The sequence below is a fragment of the Paraburkholderia sp. genome, assembly GCF_028283785.1.
Lineage (GTDB): Bacteria > Pseudomonadota > Gammaproteobacteria > Burkholderiales > Burkholderiaceae > Paraburkholderia.
This window is the reverse complement of the sequence record NZ_JAPWKB010000019.1, coordinates 994518-1010306: the sequence shown is the minus strand read 5'-3', so window position 1 is coordinate 1010306 and position 15789 is coordinate 994518. Positions and strand designations below refer to the sequence as shown.

Sequence of the window (15789 nt, the reverse complement as noted above, 5' to 3'; positions counted from 1 at the left end):
CGCCGCATTCCGCCGGCGCGCTACGTGACTCAACGGCCGGTGTTGCCCGCGCGTTCATGGTCTTGCTCCTGCGTACGGCCGTATTGATCGTCGAAGCGCACGATATCGTCTTCGCCGAGATAGCCGCCCGATTGCACTTCGATGATTTCGAGCGGTGTCTTGCCCGGATTTTCGAGCCGGTGCGTGACGCCGAGCGGAATATAGGTGGACTGGTTTTCGCTCAGCAAAAACGTCTCCTGACCGCGCGTGACGAGTGCGGTGCCGCTCACCACGATCCAGTGTTCGGCGCGGTGATGATGCATCTGCAATGACAGTCGTCCGCCCGGTTTGACGACGATGCGTTTCACCTGGAACCGATCGCCGCGATCGATCGAATCGTAGAAGCCCCACGGCCGCGCGACCTTGCGATGCTCGTGCACTTCACTGCCGCGCTCGGCCTTCAGACGCCCGACGATCGCCTTCACGTCCTGCACGCGATCTTTCGATGCCACCAGCACCGCGTCGGCGGTTTCGACCACCACCACGCCGCTGACGCCGACACACGCGACCAGCCGGCCGTCGGAATGCGCGAAGCTGTCGGTCGCGCCTTCGAACAGCACGCGGCCGCGTCCGACGTTACCGTCGATATCTTTCGCCGACACGTCCCACACCGCGTCCCACGCGCCCACGTCCGACCAGCCCGCTTCGAGCGGCACCACCACGCCCGTGAGGCTGGCGTCGGCGGCGACGCGTTCCATCACCGCGTAGTCGATCGAATCGGACGGGCACGCGCCGAACGCATTGCGTTCGAGCAACTGTGCGCCGTCGGAGGTGCGGCTCGCCTGCGCGAACGCATCCGCGCAGGCCGACGCGATCGCCGGGCGGCAATGCGCAATGGCCGTCAGCCACACCGACGCACGCACGACGAAAATGCCGCTGTTCCACCAGTAATCGCCGGACGCGACGTAGTGCGCCGCGAGTTCCGCGTCGGGCTTCTCGACGAAACGTCCGATCTCGCGCGCGCCTTGCTGGCCGATCGGCGCGCCGGTGCGGATATAGCCGTAACCGGTCTCGGCACGTTGCGGCGGCACGCCGAGCGTGACGATCGCGCCGTTCGCGGCATGGGCGACCGCTTCGTCGAGCGCGCGGGCGAACGCGGCGTGATCGGCGATCAGATGATCGGCGGGCAACGCGACGATCACCGGATCGTCACCGGATACGGCTTGCGCGGCCAGCGCGGCAATCGTCAGCGCGGGCGCGGTATTGCGCGCGGCCGGTTCGAGCAGCATCTTCACATCGTCGCCATAGCGGCCGATGCATTCCGCCGTCATCAGGCGCAATTCCTCGCTGCATACGACCAGCGGCGCGAGCTTGATGCGCGCCGCGCGAGCCGGGCTGGCCGCGTCTCGCGCGAAGGCGCCGTCGATGCGTCGCAAGGTCGCTTCGAGCATCGACTCGTCCTCGATCAGGCCGATCAACTGCTTCGGGCAACGTTCGCGCGACAACGGCCACAAGCGGGTGCCGGAGCCGCCCGCGAGAATCACGGGCTGCACGGTCACTCGCACCGTCGCGGCATCCGCTTGGGGCGCAACGGCGTCAGGTGTACACGGATCGGCGATTCGGTTCATCAGTGGCCTCGGTTCGAAATCTCGGGTGGAAGATCAGGTTGAGCGTGACAGCCCGGAACCGGCGCATGCGCACGGACGCGGACCCCGAAACGGGCGGCAAGATGGGACGCGGGAAGTGACGAACGACGCGAAAACCGCCGGCAACCCGTCGTGCGCGCGACAGGTCCGAACCGCTTCCTCGTGCAAAACCCCGTGCCCACCCCGTTTGCAGGCGCGTGTCAGGCGGCTGCACCGGTGGGATTCTTTTGCCGTGCGCCGGTCCCGAAGGCGGCACGCACAGCGGCCGGACACGCCTTTTTATGTGGCGTGCCGACCATGAACCGAATTAAACCCGCGGCCGCAATGCGTATCTGTACGGACGCGCACACATTCAACGGCGGTCGTAGCGCACCATCGGGTCATTGTCCGGTTCAGGGTTTCTCCGGGGTGAACCCTTTGCCGTTTCACCGATTGCCGTCCCTAATTGCTGTCTTATTCAGTCCGACCAGCGCTTCATGGAAAAACGCATTCTTAAGAACATCGCGATCAACTTCGTCGGTTCGATCGTTCCCACTTTTGTGTCTCTCGCGACCGTCCCGGCCTATCTGCATTCGATGGGCGTGGATCGCTATGCGGTGATCAATCTGGTATGGGCGCTGATCGGCTATTTCGGGGTGCTGGATCTCGGCACGAGTCTCGCCACCGAAAACCAGATCGCGAAGGCGCGCGCCGCCAACGACGGCTCCGTCGACCGGATTTTCTGGAGCGCGTGCACGTTCAATCTCGCGACCGGGATCATCGGTGGCGTGATCATCTATTTCGGCGCGTATCTATATATTCAGCACGGCGTGAAGGTCGATCCGGCGTTCCAGCGTGAAGTGATCAGCAGCCTGCCGTGGATCGCGCTCTCGGTGCCGCTGGCGAACGTCACGTGGGTATTCGCGGGCGCGATCACCGGGGTCGAAAGCTTCACGAGCTTCAACATGATGCAGACGCTCGGCACGATGCTGTTCCAGGTGTTGCCGCTCGCCGCGATCTTCCTGTTTTCGCCGTCGCTGGCCGTGGTGATTCCGGCGGCCGTGATTGCACGCGTGCTGGCGGGCATCCTGCTCGGCATTGCGACGGTGCGCGCGCTGAAGATCCGCCGCGCGACCATGCCGGACTGGCAGACGGTGCGCGAGCTGTTCCGCTTCGGCCGTTGGGCGATCCTGTTCAACCTTCCGATGGCGATCACCGCGACGATCGACCGGATGCTGGTCGGCTCGGTCGTCGGCGCGCGTGAAGTCGCGTATTACGCGACGCCGCAAAACCTCGTCGTGCGTCTGAACATTCTGCCGATGGCGATGATGCGCACGCTGTTCCCGCGCCTGTCGGCGTCGACCAAGGAGAATGCGGACGAACTGGCGCGCAGCGCGCTGGCGTTGTTGAACGGCGTGTTCACGCCGTGCGTGCTGATTGCGATTCTCGCGCTCGAACCGTTCCTGACGATCTGGCTCGGCGCGCCGATGGCGCTTGCGTGCGCGCCGGTCGGGCGTCTGCTGATCATCGGCGTATGGATCAACGGACAATCGGCGATTCTCGGCTCGCTGATTCAGGCGCAGGCGAACCAGTCGGCGGTGGCGCGGGTCAGCTGGTTGCAGTTGCCGCTGTTCGTCGGCGTGTTGTGGATGGCGATCCGCTGGTTCGGGATCGAAGGCGCGGCGGTGACGGTCGGCCTGAAGGCCGCGTGCGATTACTGGGTGTTCCTGTACTTCGCGCGACTGCATCCGCGCGCGATCCTGCCGAACATGCTCGCGCACCTGGCCTTCCTGATCGCGACGGTCGCGATCGGCTCGCAGATCAATACGTTGCCGGCGGTGATCGTGGTCGCGCTGGCGATGGCTGCCGCGAATGTGGGCTGGTCGATCCATACATCGAGCGAGCTGCGCGGGATGCTGCGCAAGCTGTGCGTGCGCTTCGGCTTTCTGCCGGTAGACCAGCCTGCGCCGGACGAAGCGCAAGGGTCCTGACTCAGCCCCAGTATTCGCTATTGCCGTACGAATGCTTGAGGAAATCGAGAAACAGCCGCACGCGCAGCGGAAGATGCCTGCGCTGCGGAAACACCGCGTGAATGCCGATCGCGGGCGCGGCGTACGCATCGAGCACGGTGACGAGCCGGCCCGCCGCGATATCGTCGCCCACTTCCCACCACGAACGCCACGCGAGGCCGTGTCCGGCCAGACACCACTCGTGTAGTACCGCGCCGTCCGAGCACTCCATCGTGCCGGACACCCGGATCGACACCACCTTGCCGTCCTGCGCGAACATCCAGCCGCGTTGCTGATTCGCGCTCGCACCGAGCGCGAGGCAGTTATGCGCGGCGAGATCGGTCAACGCGTCGGGCGCGCCGCGTCGCGCGAGATAGTCCGGCGACGCCACGCAGACGCGACGGTTTTCGCCGAGCCGCAGCGACACCAGCGACGAATCCGGCAACTCGCCCAGCCGCACCGCGCAGTCGAAACCTTCGTTGACCAGATCGACGAGGCGGTCGGATAGATCGAGCGTGATGGTCACGTCCGGATGCGCGGCCGTGAACGCCGGCACGAGCGGCGCGACGTGACGCCGCCCGAAACCGGCCGGAGCCGACACGCGCAAATGGCCGCTCGCCTTGACGCCGCCTGCCGACACGCTCGCCTCCGAGTTCTGCATTTCGAGAAGAATGCGCTGACAGTCTTCGAGGAAGGCCGAGCCTTCGAAAGTCAGCGTGATCTTGCGCGTGGTGCGGATCAGCAGCTTTACGCCGAGGCGTTCTTCGAGCGCGTCGATGCGCCGCCCGATGATCGCGGGCGCGACCCCTTCCGCCTGCGCCGCCGCCGACAAACTGCCCTTCGCCGCCACCGCGACGAAGGTCTCGATCTGCTTGAAGCGGTCCATATCTTGCGCACACCGAAGTCGGAATGCGCATCAGATTAGGTGTGTAAAAGTAAAAGATCAAGTGATGTTTAGCCTCTTTTTACGCGCCCTGATGCACTAATACAATGTTCTTCGACCTTTAACTGGAGCGCACGGCAATGTCGGCCACAACGACACCTTTTCCCAAAGCAGTGATTTTCGACGCGTACGGCACGCTGTTCGACGTGCATTCGGTGGTGGCTGCGGCGGCGCAGATGTTTCCGGGCCACGGCGATGCGCTGTCGCAGTTGTGGCGGCAAAAACAGATCGAATACACGCAACTGCGCACGCTCGCCGATCCCGACGGCGCGCACTATCAACCGTTCTGGCACATCACGCTCGACGCGCTGCGCTTCGCGGCCGCGAAGCTCGGCCTGAACCTGAACGGCGCCGCCGAAAAGCGGTTGATGGACGAATACGCGTGTCTGTCCGCGTTTCCGGACGTGATCCCCGCATTGCGCACGCTGCGCGCTTTCGAACCGGACACCGGGCGCCCCAGCCTCGCGATCCTGTCGAACGGCAATCCGCAGATGCTCGATATCGCTGTCAAGAGCGCAGGCATGACCGGCCTGTTCGATCACGTGCTCTCCGTCGATACGGTGCGCGCGTACAAACCCGCCGCCGCAGCCTATGCGCTCGGCACACGCACGTTCGACGCGCTGCCCCGCGAGATCGTGTTCGTGTCGTCGAACGGATGGGATGCGGCCGGCGCCGGCTGGTTCGGCTACACGACGTTCTGGCTGAACCGTCAGCGGATGCCCGCCGAACAGCTCGGCATCGCGCCGCACGGCACGGGGGGCGGCATGAACGATCTGCTGGCCTTTCTGAAAAGCATCGCACCGTCCGGCAAGACCGGTTCGCGCCCTCGCCCGCCCAGCCCCGGCGCGTGACGGTTCGGCGCGGTTCCGGCGGCGACGCATTTCACGTTTCGGCTTCGCGCAGTACGCATCAGGCAACACGGATTCCGCAATACGCATTCATCACACGCAGCACTCTGACCGACCAAGGAGATATCAATGGCGAACACGTTGTCGTTGCCTAAGGGCATGGAAATTCCGGCCGACGTCTTAACGAACCTCAAGCCGGGTTTCGACACCATCCTCACGCCCGAAGCACTCGAACTCGTCGCCGCGTTGCACCGCACGTTCGAACCGCGCCGCCAGCAATTGCTGAACGCGCGCGTCGAGCGCGCCAAACGGCTCGATGCGGGCGAACGCCCCGATTTTCTCGCCGACACGCAACACATCCGCGACGCCGACTGGACCATCGCGCCGCTGCCGAAAGACCTCGAATGCCGTCGCGTGGAAATCACCGGACCGGTCGAGCGCAAGATGATCATCAACGCGCTGAATTCGGGCGCTGATTCGTACATGACCGACTTCGAGGATTCGAATGCGCCGAGCTGGGACAACCAGATCACCGGTCATATCAATCTGAAGGACGCCGTTCGCCGCACCATTTCGCTCGAGCAGAACGGCAAGTCGTACGCGCTGAACGACCGGACCGCGACGCTGATCGTGCGTCCGCGCGGCTGGCATCTCGATGAAAAACACGTGAAGGTGGATGGCCAGCGCGTGTCCGGCGGTATCTTCGATTTCGCGCTGTATATGGTTCACAACGCCAAAGAATTGCTGGCGCGCGGCTCCGGCCCGTACTTCTATCTGCCGAAGCTGGAAAGCCATCTCGAAGCGCGTCTGTGGAACGATATTTTCGTCGCCGCGCAGGAAGCGACCGGCGTGCCGCGCGGCACGATCCGCGCCACGGTGCTGATCGAAACCATTCTCGCCGCGTTCGAGATGGACGAAATCCTGTACGAGTTGCGCGAACACAGCTCGGGTTTGAACGCGGGTCGCTGGGACTACATCTTTTCGGCGATCAAGAAATTCCGCAACGATCAGGACTTCTGTCTGGCCGACCGCTCGCAGATCACGATGACCGTGCCGTTCATGCGTGCATACGCGCTGCAATTGCTGAAGACCTGCCATCGTCGCAATGCGCCTGCGATCGGCGGGATGAGCGCGCTGATTCCGATCAGGAACGATCCGGCTGCAAACGACAAGGCAATGGGCGGCGTCCGTTCGGACAAGGCGCGCGACGCCGGCGACGGTTACGACGGAGGTTGGGTCGCGCATCCGGGCCTCGTGCCGATCGCGATGGACGAGTTCGTCAAGGTGCTCGGCGACAAGCCGAACCAGATCGGCAAGCAACGCGACGACGTGATGGTCACGGCGAAGGATCTGACCGACTTCCGCCCCGAAGCGCCGATCACCGAAGCGGGCTTGCGCAATAACATCAACGTCGGGATTCACTACCTGGGGTCGTGGCTGACCGGCAACGGCTGCGTGCCGATCCACAACCTGATGGAAGATGCGGCGACCGCCGAGATTTCGCGCTCGCAGGTGTGGCAATGGATCCGCTCGCCGAAGGGTGTGCTCGACGACGGCCGCAAGGTGACGGCGGATCTGGTGCGCGGCCTGATTGCCGACGAACTGACGAAGGTGAAGCAGGCGGTCGCGGGCGACACGGCGCCGTACGCTCGCGCGGCGCAGATCTTCGAGCAGATGTCGACGTCGGCGCAATTCACCGACTTCCTGACGCTGCCTTTGTACGAAGAAATCTGATCGGCTGAACGCACGACGGCCCGCCGGACGTCCTGTCCCGGCGGGCCGTTTTGCTATCCATGCGCGCGACGCTCAGCGCGTGCGCCGATGCTCGATCCAGTCGCCCGACTTGATCAGCGGCAAGCCCTGCACCGACGTGCCCGTCACGGTGTAGAAGCGGCACGGCACCGTTTCGCCGTCGATCTTGACCATCAGGTCTTGCGGCAGGAACAGGGTGTCGTTGCCCGGATAGACCGCCTCGATTTCGTCGAGCACGGCCACCAGTTCGTCGGAGATTTCGTAGACGTCGCCGGTCACGTGACCGCCCTCCTCATCGACCACCAGCCCCGGGTAGGCGCCGAAATCGAACAGATGGCCGCGCACGGTGACCGTGCCGAGCAACGTCGGTTCAGGAATATCGTTTCGCGCGGCGGCCGCGCTGATGTCGTTGATCTCGCCGGCTCGCAGGGTGCCGTACACAAACACGTTTTGCATCGTCGTGAATCCTCTCTCTGGTGATACCAGGGGTGATGGCAGGATCGGCACGGGGCCGTCACAGACCGGTTGCACATGCGCGATGCGCACGATTGCATTGTGGTCCAGTTCGCGGCGCATGACCATCGCGCCGGATGACCGGGGCGGCCGCTTCGTTTCCGCCGCCAGCACAATCGCGTCGCCCGCACCTACAATGAGAGACCGTGTGGTCCGCGGGGTTCCCCGGATCATCTGTCGTCGTGTCGCGCGTGTTGCAGCGCGGCATGCAGGCTTTCGTTTCGCCTGAGCGCGCTGTCTGTGCCATGCCGCGTGTTCCACGTCGCGCTTTCCATGCTGCTTTCTGTCCGGCCACCATGACTTCACCCGCCGATACGCCGCTGTCTCCGTCGCACGCACCGCTCGTCCATTACGCCGATATCCCGCCCGAATTCGCGCCGAATTCCGCGCATCCGATTCGCGTGCGCTCGCGTCAGATGACGGCCGGCGTGCGGATCGCGCGGCATACGCATGCGTGGGCGCAGGTCGCGTATGCGTCGCGCGGGGTGTTGCGGGTCGCGTCGGCAGGCACGACGTGGACCGTGCCGCCGTCACGCGCTATCTGGACGCCGCCGCACGTGTCGCATGAAGTCGTCATCGTCGAGGATGCGTTTCTGCGCACGCTGTATGTCGAGGAAAACGCCGCGCCGCCGGGGCTCGATACGTGTCGCGTGGTCGAAGTGTCGGACCTGCTGCGCGAAGTGATCGCCGCGCTCGACGAACGCGATCTGCCGCCCGCGCGCGAACGTCTGCTCGGCGCGCTCGCACTCGACGAACTGACGCGCTCCGAGCCGCTGCCGCTGTCGGTGCCGATGCCCAGCGAGAAGCGCCTGCGGGCGCTATGCGAGGCCGTGATCGCCGATCCGGCCAATCCGGATTCGCTCGAACAATGGGCGGCGAGCGTCGGCGCGAGCACGCGAACCATCGCGCGGTTGTTTCGTCAGGAGCTTGGGGTGAGTTTTTCGCAATGGCGTCAGCAAGCCTTGCTGGCCCGCGCGATTCCGCTGCTCAGCCAGGGACGGCCGCTTTCGCACGTCGCGCAGGCGTTGGGATATCAGAGCCAGAGCGCGTTTTCAGCGATGTTCCGGCGCGCGTTCGGCGAGAGTCCGCGCGCGTTTATCGAACGCGGCGCCGAGCATAGAAATGGCGATCAGGCCGGCCGCGAGCGGATGGAAGCACTGCACGATCTCGACGCGTAGAGTGGTTGAAATGTCCGTCAGACGCGCCGGGCCAGATGACGGATCGGGCCGAGTTGCGCGAGATGCGGCCCGGCGAGCCGGTAACCCATCCGCTGATACAGCCGCGCGGCGGGGTTATCGACGAATACGCGCAGTTGCAGTTCGCGCAGGCCGCGCTCGCGCGCCCAACGGTGTGACATTTGCAGCAGATAAGTGCCCGCGCCGTGCTTGCGATAGCCGTCGGCGATCTGCACGTCGCGGATATGCAGCGAATCGCCTTCTTCGGTGATGCGCAGCACGCCCATCGGGACGCCGTCCACTTCGAGGATAAAGTTCTCCGACTCGCGCCAGCTTCCGAGGAACAGATCGGCGCGCCAGATCAACCGGTGACGGTCGTAGTAATGACCCATGTTGTTGCGCGTCAGCGCCTCGGCGAACTCGAAGTCGTCGATGCTGGCCTGGCGCAGATGGAACGGTGACGGAGCTTCGGACGGGTCGAACATGGCGCGGTGACAATGCATCGGAATGGCGACGTTCAAAGGTAAGGCACGCCGTGAACGGTGGCAATTATTATTTGTCCGTGATGCGTGCATGGCGATTGTTTCGTCTGTTTCAACGGGCAGGTCGATCTCCGCCGTTTTTCCCCGCCGCGTTCCACTTGCGGCAACCGAGCGCGAAACGTATTCAAGGACGACCGCATCAAAACACGCATCAGCCCATCCACCTTTTCCTTTTTGCAGACGACATGATCCGCACTGACGCCCTGTCTTCCGAGCCGTGGGGCACGCTGCCCGACGGCACGCCGCTTCGTCTCTTCACGCTACGCAACGCGAGCGGCATGCGCGTCGCGATCAGCGATCTCGGCGCGACGCTCGTGTCGTGGCTCGCGCCCGACCGCAACGGCACGCCCGGCGAGATTCTGCTCGGCCATGACACGCCCGCCGACTATCTCGAATCGACCACGTACATGGGCGGATTGATCGGACGATGGGCGAACCGGATTGCGGGCGCGCATGTCGAGATCGACGGCGTCGGCTACGCGCTGGATCGGAACGAAGGCGGCAATCTGCTGCACGGCGGCGCAAGCGGCTTTCATCGGGCGCGGTGGGATGTGGTCGAAGACGACGGCGCGCTGGTGATGCGCCACAGGTCGCCGGACGGCGACGCGGGATTTCCGGGCAACGTGGCGGTACAGGTCCGCTATACGCTCGACGACGACGGCACGCTGACGATCCAGTACGAAGCCACCACCGATGCGCCGACGCCGCTCAATCTGACCAGTCACGGCTATTTCAACCTGAGTGGCGCGGCCGACGCGGATGCGGACGTGCGAAATCATCGGCTGTCGATCGATGCCGATTCGTTCTTCGAAGTCGACGACACGATGATTCCGTGCGATCGCGCGAAAGTTGGCGGGCGGGCGTTCGATTTCCGCGAAAGTGCGCAGATCGGCGAGCGGCTCGACTGGCGCGATGCGCAACTCGATCGGGCGAAAGGCATCGATCATTGCTATGTGCTGCGTGCGTCCGACGAGGCGTCGGCGGGCCGGCAACCGGTGCGGCGCGTTGCGAGCGTCTACGAGCCGTCGAGCGGACGCGAACTCACCGTCGCCACCGATCAGCCCGGTCTGCAGTGCTATACCGGCAATTATCTGCAAGGCGAGCGCGGTCGCGGCGACGCGACGTACCGAGCCCATTCGGGCGTGTGTCTGGAGGCTGGCGGATTCCCCGATCAGGTGCACATGGCCGGGCGCGACGCGGTGATATTGCGCGCGGGGCAGACATACCGGCAGACAACGCAGTATTGTGTCAGCGTGAAGACGGCGGCATGAAGCGCGTCTGTGGCAGGTGCGGCGGGTGCGGTGGGTGCGGTGGGTGCGCATTCGCGGGCGGCACCGCCAGACGCACACTTCACTAACCCTTTGAGGAGTCGATCATGGCGAACAGTACGCAAAGTCCACAGAAGAATTCTGCATTGGAACCGAAGGCTGATCCGGATATGGGAACGCGCAGCTTCGGCGCCGGGATCGCCCCGACCGACGACGACGCAACACTCGACGCCGACGCCGAATCCACGAGCGACGAAGCGTCAGGAAAAACACCGAAGAAGGATGATCGCGCTTGATTGAAACGATACGCGGAAGCGCGGAAAAGAAAAAAGCCCGCAGAAAGCGGGCTTTTTAATCGCTATCGACGGCGTACGTCGACCACGTTGTTACTGCAATCTGGCGGAGCGGACGGGACTCGAACCCGCGACCCCCGGCGTGACAGGCCGGTATTCTAACCAACTGAACTACCGCTCCAGACTTCTCATCGAGCTTGCGAGGTTGGCTGTCCCTCTACAAGCAGCACCGCTTAACTACCTTGCGACACCGATGTTTGGCGTCCCCTAGGGGATTCGAACCCCTGTACTCACCGTGAAAGGGTGATGTCCTAGGCCTCTAGACGAAGGGGACAACGTACTTTTACTGCTCTCACTTCTACTGCTTACACCTTTAATACAAAAGCCCGTTCAGGGCGCGCGGACGCGCAAATGAACGGGCTCAATGTCTGGCGGAGCGGACGGGACTCGAACCCGCGACCCCCGGCGTGACAGGCCGGTATTCTAACCAACTGAACTACCGCTCCAGTTTTTACACCCTGGCTTTGCGAGCGTTGGTTATCTCTCACAAGCTGCACCGCTAACTACTCGCGACGCCGATGTTTGGCGTCCCCTAGGGGATTCGAACCCCTGTACTCACCGTGAAAGGGTGATGTCCTAGGCCTCTAGACGAAGGGGACATAATCTTTACAGATCTGTCTGTATCTTGCTGCTAACTTCAACTAAATCGTTTTCGTTATCAGCGAAGACCGCTATTCTATACTGTTTTGTTACTATTTGTGAAGTCTTTTTTAATACAGCATGTTGACTTAACAATATAACAATCTGCTCTGATGGTGGAGGTAAGCGGGATCGAACCGCTGACCTCTTGCATGCCATGCAAGCGCTCTCCCAGCTGAGCTATACCCCCCTTGCAGAACAGAAACGAGATTCTAGAGACCAATTCTTGTCTTGTAAAGACCCTTTGAGTGATTCCATGCAACTTTTTTCGAATAGCGGCGTGGAATCGTCTCTAAAGCCTTTACACGACCATTTGATCGCGCCCGACAGGAATAGCCAAAGCAACGCTAAAGCTTTGTTACGTCACATAAAAATCCGGACATCGGACGCGCGTCATTGCAACGTCAAGCCACGCCCTTCCCGATCCGGCTCAACACCACGTCGCGGCCAAACAGCATCAATACGCTGTCGATCGACGGCGTGTGCGTCGTGCCCGCCACCAGAAGACGCACTGGCATCGCCAGTTGCGGCATCTTCAGCTTGTGCGCGCCGAGCGTCGCTTTCAACGCGGCCGCGATGCTTTCCTTGGTCCACTCCGCCGTTGTGAGCGCGGCCGCCAGATCGGCGAGCGCCGGACGGACGGCATCGGTGATGTGCTGCGCGAGCGCGTCGGCTTCAGGTGCGGGTTCGCGGTAGAACATCGCCGCGTTTTCGGCGATTTCCTTCACCGTCGACGCGCGATCCTTCAGCAGCCCGACCACCGAAACCAGATCCGCACCACCCGCGATCGCCGCGTCGTCGATACCCAGTTCGGCGAAGAACGGCCTGGCCAGTTCCGCCAGGCGCGCGTTGTCCGCTTCCTTGATGTAGTGCGCGTTCAGCCACTTCAGCTTGTCGTGGTCGTATTGCGCCGGCGACTTGCCCAGATGATCCAGATCGAACCATTCGACGAATTGCTCACGCGAGAAAACTTCCGCATCGCCGTGCGACCAGCCAAGGCGCGCCAGATAGTTGACCACCGCTTCCGGCAGGAAACCCACGTCGCGATAGCCGACCACGCTCATCGCGCCGTGACGCTTGCTCATCTTCTCGCCCTGCTCGTTGAGCACCGTCGGCAAATGCGCGTAGACCGGCGGCTCAGCGCCGAGCGCGCGCAGGATGTTGATCTGGCGCGGCGTATTGTTGACGTGATCGTCGCCGCGAATCACGTGCGTGATCTTCATATCGAGATCGTCGACGACAACGCAGAAGTTATAGGTCGGCGTGCCGTCCGGACGCGCGATCACCAGATCGTCCAGTTCTTCGTTCGAAATTTCGATGCGGCCCTTAACGGCGTCGTCCCACGCCACCACGCCGGTCAACGGGTTGCGAAAACGCAGCACCGGTTGCACGTCTTCGGGCGGCGTCGGCAGCGTCTTGCCCGGCTCCGGGCGCCACGTGCCGTCGTAGCGCGGCTTGTCGCCGGCTTCGCGCTGACGCTCACGCAAAGCGTCCAGTTCTTCCGTCGACATGTAGCACGGATACACGAGGCCCTGATCCTGCATCTGCGCGAGCACTTCGCGATAGCGATCCATCCGCTGCATCTGATAGAACGGGCCTTCGTCGTAATCGAGACCGAGCCATTCCATGCCTTCGAGAATCGCATCGACCGATTCGGACGTCGAACGCTCGACGTCGGTGTCCTCGATCCGCAACACGAACGTCCCCTTCATCTTGCGAGCGAACGCCCACGGATACAGCGCGGAGCGAATGTTGCCGAGGTGGATGAAGCCGGTGGGGCTGGGAGCGAAACGGGTGCGAACGGGAGTGGTCATAAGCGCTTACTCGGAAGACGGGCGCCGACGCGTGAACCGCCATCCGACGAGGCGGATTCGCGGCCGGCGCGGCAGCGGAACGTGCCAATGCGGCTGACGCCGGACACGGCACGAATGAAAAATCGAGACGGGAATTATACCTGCGGGTTTTGGTTAAGTTCGCCGCCGGCTTTGCGCGCGCAGGACGTCGGGCGCCGCAGCGCGCAACAAGATCCGCTCGCCGCCAGCATTGCTTGCGCCGTGCGCGCGCCCCGCCGCGTCGACGATCGTACGCATTCATTTCGACACTTCTGCGTCGCCGGCACGCTTTGCTTTATGATGTGCGCGCGCCGCCATCCGGTCCCGGTTGACGGCGCTATGCGCGACGTCGTCCGGGCGTCGTGTCCGCCTGATCGCGGCCGGTTATTCTGCGGTGTCGCAGCGTTCCGCGCCGTTGCTGGAGAATCCGTTGAAACCGTCATCTTCCCGTTTGAGCCGCCGCGCCTTTTCGATCACGGCCGCGTCCACTTTGCTCGCCGCGTGCACCACGACCGGCAGCCGCCCCGACAACCTGACGCCGACCGCGTCGACCGGCAACGGCAACAACGCGCCCATCGCGCCGCCGGCGACGAACCGGACGCTGCGTCCAGTTCGCGTCGGACTGGCGCTCGGCGGCGGCGCGGCGCGCGGCTTTGCGCACATTGGCGTGATCAAGGCGCTCGAAGCGCGCAACATCCAGGTGGATCTGGTGGCTGGCACGAGCGCCGGTTCGGTCGTCGCGGCGCTGTACGCGTCCGGCATGAACGGGTTCGCGATCAACAAACTCGCGTTGACGATGGACGAAGCGTCGATCAGCGACTGGGCAATGCCGTTTCGTACGCGCGGTTTTCTGCAAGGCGTGGCCTTGCAGAGCTACCTGAACACGACGCTGAACAACCGTCCGATCGAGAAAATGGTGAAGCCGCTCGGCATCGTCGCCACCGATCTGCGCAACGGCCAGCCGATCCTGTTCCAGCGGGGCAATACCGGCATCGCCGTGCGCGCATCGTGCAGCGTCCCGTCCATCTTCGAGCCGGTGAAAATCGGTGGCCACGAATATGTCGACGGCGGACTGGTCAGCCCGGTGCCGGCATCGTTCGCGCGGAAAATGGGTGCGGATTTCGTGATCGCGGTGGACATCTCGCAAAGCCCCGAAACCGGCCTGACCAGTAGTTCGTTCGACGTGCTGATGCAGACGTTCACGATCATGGGCCAGACGATCAAGGCTTACGAACTCGATAAATATGCAGACGTGGTGATTCGCCCGAATCTCGCGGCGATGAGCGGCAGCGACTTTTCGCAGCGTAACGCCGCGATCCTCGCGGGCGAGGAAGCGGTCGCGAAAATGATGCCGGAACTGAGCCGCAAGCTGGCAGCGACTCGCGCGGTGGTGTAACCACGCTGTCGAAGAGTCTGGAGACGGGTGGCACAAACGGCCCGTCGCCGGATGGGAGGTGCTACCGGCGGCGCCACCCAACAAAAAAGCCTGCTTCGAGAAGCAGGCTTTTTTTGTTTCGGACCGCGCAACAGACGTCGGACAATCGTCCTTTTACGCCATCAGCACCGTCTGTCTGACGATTGACAGGCTTTAGTTGCCCGGTAACGTGGCGCTCACGCGCTGACGCAGTTCTTCGGCGCCCTGGAACGATGTTTCCACCCGACGTGCGCCGGTGAAACGCTTTTCCCAGTAGCTGTCGTCGAGATCGTCGACGCGAATCGTGCTGCCGGTAGACGGCGAATGCACGAATTTGTTGTCGCCGATATAGATGCCAACGTGCGAGAACGTGCGGCGCATCGTGTTGAAAAACACGAGATCGCCCGGCTTCAGCTCCGAAACACGGACTTTCTCGCCGACGCGGCTCATCTCTTCAGCACGACGCGGAAGCGCCATACCGAGCGTGTCTTGGAACACGTAGCGAACGAAACCGCTGCAATCGAGACCCGAATCCGGCGTGTTGCCACCCCAGCGATAACGGACGCCGATCATGTTCAACGCACCGACGACCACGTCGCCTGCCTTGCCGGCCATGCCGGACAGGAAGGAACGCGCGCTGCTGTCGCTGGAAGCGCCGGCATTTTGCGAATTGGCGGAATTGGACGAGCCAACGGCGGAAAGCATATTCGAACCGTTCTGGACCGAATACGAGGCATTCTGATTAAAACTGCTTACATCATCGGCGAAAGCGCCGGGTGCTGCTGCGATCAGTACGCCAATGAACATCCCGGCGACGACGCGCGTACAAGCCTGGGTAAGTGTGCTGTGCTGCATTGGTCGGTAGTTTTTGCCTGAAAAATCAGGGGATTAGGAAAA

At 63.1% G+C, this 15789-nt stretch carries 13 protein-coding genes and 5 tRNA genes; 7 read left to right on the top strand and 11 right to left on the bottom strand.

Annotated features, from left to right (window positions below):
• Nucleotides 1–29: 29 nt before the first annotated feature.
• Nucleotides 30–1607: a mannose-1-phosphate guanylyltransferase/mannose-6-phosphate isomerase gene (locus tag PW947_RS26805; RefSeq protein ID WP_299635392.1), complete on the bottom strand. Its 1578-nt coding sequence runs from the start codon at nucleotides 1605–1607 to the stop codon at nucleotides 30–32.
• A gap of 494 nt (nucleotides 1608–2101) precedes the next feature.
• Between PW947_RS26805 and PW947_RS26800 the strand changes: the two genes are divergently transcribed.
• Nucleotides 2102–3595 carry a flippase gene (locus tag PW947_RS26800; RefSeq protein ID WP_299635391.1) on the top strand — a complete coding sequence of 498 codons (1494 nt, stop codon included), beginning with the start codon at nucleotides 2102–2104 and terminating at the stop codon, nucleotides 3593–3595.
• 1 nt (nucleotide 3596) lies between these two features.
• Here PW947_RS26800 and PW947_RS26795 read toward each other — a convergent pair whose 3' ends face one another.
• Nucleotides 3597–4499 (bottom strand): LysR family transcriptional regulator, encoded by a 903-nt coding sequence (locus PW947_RS26795; protein ID WP_299635390.1) that lies wholly within the window; start codon nucleotides 4497–4499, stop codon nucleotides 3597–3599.
• Between the two features lie 137 nt (nucleotides 4500–4636).
• Here PW947_RS26795 and PW947_RS26790 point away from each other — a divergent pair, with 137 nt between their 5' ends.
• Both PW947_RS26790 and aceB read left to right on the top strand, forming a co-directional pair.
• Entirely contained in the window at nucleotides 4637–5407 is a 771-nt protein-coding gene (locus tag PW947_RS26790) for a haloacid dehalogenase type II (protein WP_299635389.1), read from the top strand.
• Between the two features lie 126 nt (nucleotides 5408–5533).
• Entirely contained in the window at nucleotides 5534–7138 is a 1605-nt protein-coding gene (gene aceB / locus PW947_RS26785) for a malate synthase A (protein ID WP_299635388.1), read from the top strand.
• A 72-nt stretch (nucleotides 7139–7210) separates the two neighbouring features.
• Here aceB and PW947_RS26780 read toward each other — a convergent pair whose 3' ends face one another.
• Nucleotides 7211–7612 carry a gamma-glutamylcyclotransferase family protein gene (locus tag PW947_RS26780; RefSeq protein WP_299635387.1) on the bottom strand — a complete coding sequence of 134 codons (402 nt, stop codon included), beginning with the start codon at nucleotides 7610–7612 and terminating at the stop codon, nucleotides 7211–7213.
• Between the two features lie 353 nt (nucleotides 7613–7965).
• On the opposite strand from PW947_RS26780, the gene PW947_RS26775 reads away from it, so the two are divergent.
• Nucleotides 7966–8847: a helix-turn-helix transcriptional regulator gene (locus PW947_RS26775; RefSeq protein WP_299635386.1), complete on the top strand. Its 882-nt coding sequence runs from the start codon at nucleotides 7966–7968 to the stop codon at nucleotides 8845–8847.
• A gap of 17 nt (nucleotides 8848–8864) precedes the next feature.
• On the opposite strand, the gene PW947_RS26770 is transcribed toward PW947_RS26775, so the two are convergent.
• Nucleotides 8865–9329, bottom strand: a complete 465-nt coding sequence (locus tag PW947_RS26770; RefSeq protein WP_299635385.1) for a GNAT family N-acetyltransferase — start codon at nucleotides 9327–9329, stop codon at nucleotides 8865–8867.
• A gap of 242 nt (nucleotides 9330–9571) precedes the next feature.
• On the opposite strand from PW947_RS26770, the gene PW947_RS26765 reads away from it, so the two are divergent.
• On the top strand, nucleotides 9572–10657 hold the full coding sequence (locus PW947_RS26765; RefSeq protein WP_299635384.1) for an aldose epimerase family protein: 1086 nt from the start codon (nucleotides 9572–9574) through the stop codon (nucleotides 10655–10657).
• A gap of 104 nt (nucleotides 10658–10761) precedes the next feature.
• Nucleotides 10762–10950 carry a hypothetical protein gene (locus PW947_RS26760; protein WP_299635383.1) on the top strand — a complete coding sequence of 63 codons (189 nt, stop codon included), beginning with the start codon at nucleotides 10762–10764 and terminating at the stop codon, nucleotides 10948–10950.
• 101 nt (nucleotides 10951–11051) lie between these two features.
• On the opposite strand, the gene PW947_RS26755 is transcribed toward PW947_RS26760, so the two are convergent.
• The 6 genes from PW947_RS26755 to gltX form a co-directional block, all read right to left on the bottom strand.
• A tRNA-Asp gene (locus PW947_RS26755) sits at nucleotides 11052–11128 on the bottom strand.
• Nucleotides 11129–11205: 77 nt separating this feature from the next.
• Nucleotides 11206–11281: transfer RNA gene (locus tag PW947_RS26750), tRNA-Glu, on the bottom strand.
• 95 nt (nucleotides 11282–11376) lie between these two features.
• Nucleotides 11377–11453, bottom strand: a tRNA-Asp gene (locus PW947_RS26745).
• 77 nt (nucleotides 11454–11530) lie between these two features.
• Nucleotides 11531–11606, bottom strand: a tRNA-Glu gene (locus PW947_RS26740).
• Nucleotides 11607–11760: 154 nt separating this feature from the next.
• Nucleotides 11761–11836, bottom strand: a tRNA-Ala gene (locus tag PW947_RS26735).
• A gap of 214 nt (nucleotides 11837–12050) precedes the next feature.
• On the bottom strand, nucleotides 12051–13460 hold the full coding sequence (gene gltX / locus PW947_RS26730; RefSeq protein WP_299635381.1) for a glutamate--tRNA ligase: 1410 nt from the start codon (nucleotides 13458–13460) through the stop codon (nucleotides 12051–12053).
• A 412-nt stretch (nucleotides 13461–13872) separates the two neighbouring features.
• Between gltX and PW947_RS26725 the strand changes: the two genes are divergently transcribed.
• Complete coding sequence (locus PW947_RS26725) at nucleotides 13873–14874, top strand: patatin-like phospholipase family protein (RefSeq protein WP_366146143.1); 1002 nt, start codon at nucleotides 13873–13875, stop codon at nucleotides 14872–14874.
• A gap of 192 nt (nucleotides 14875–15066) precedes the next feature.
• On the opposite strand, the gene PW947_RS26720 is transcribed toward PW947_RS26725, so the two are convergent.
• A complete protein-coding gene (locus PW947_RS26720; protein WP_299635380.1) occupies nucleotides 15067–15747 on the bottom strand; it encodes a C40 family peptidase in 681 nt (226 codons plus the stop codon).
• Nucleotides 15748–15789 lie beyond the last annotated feature (42 nt).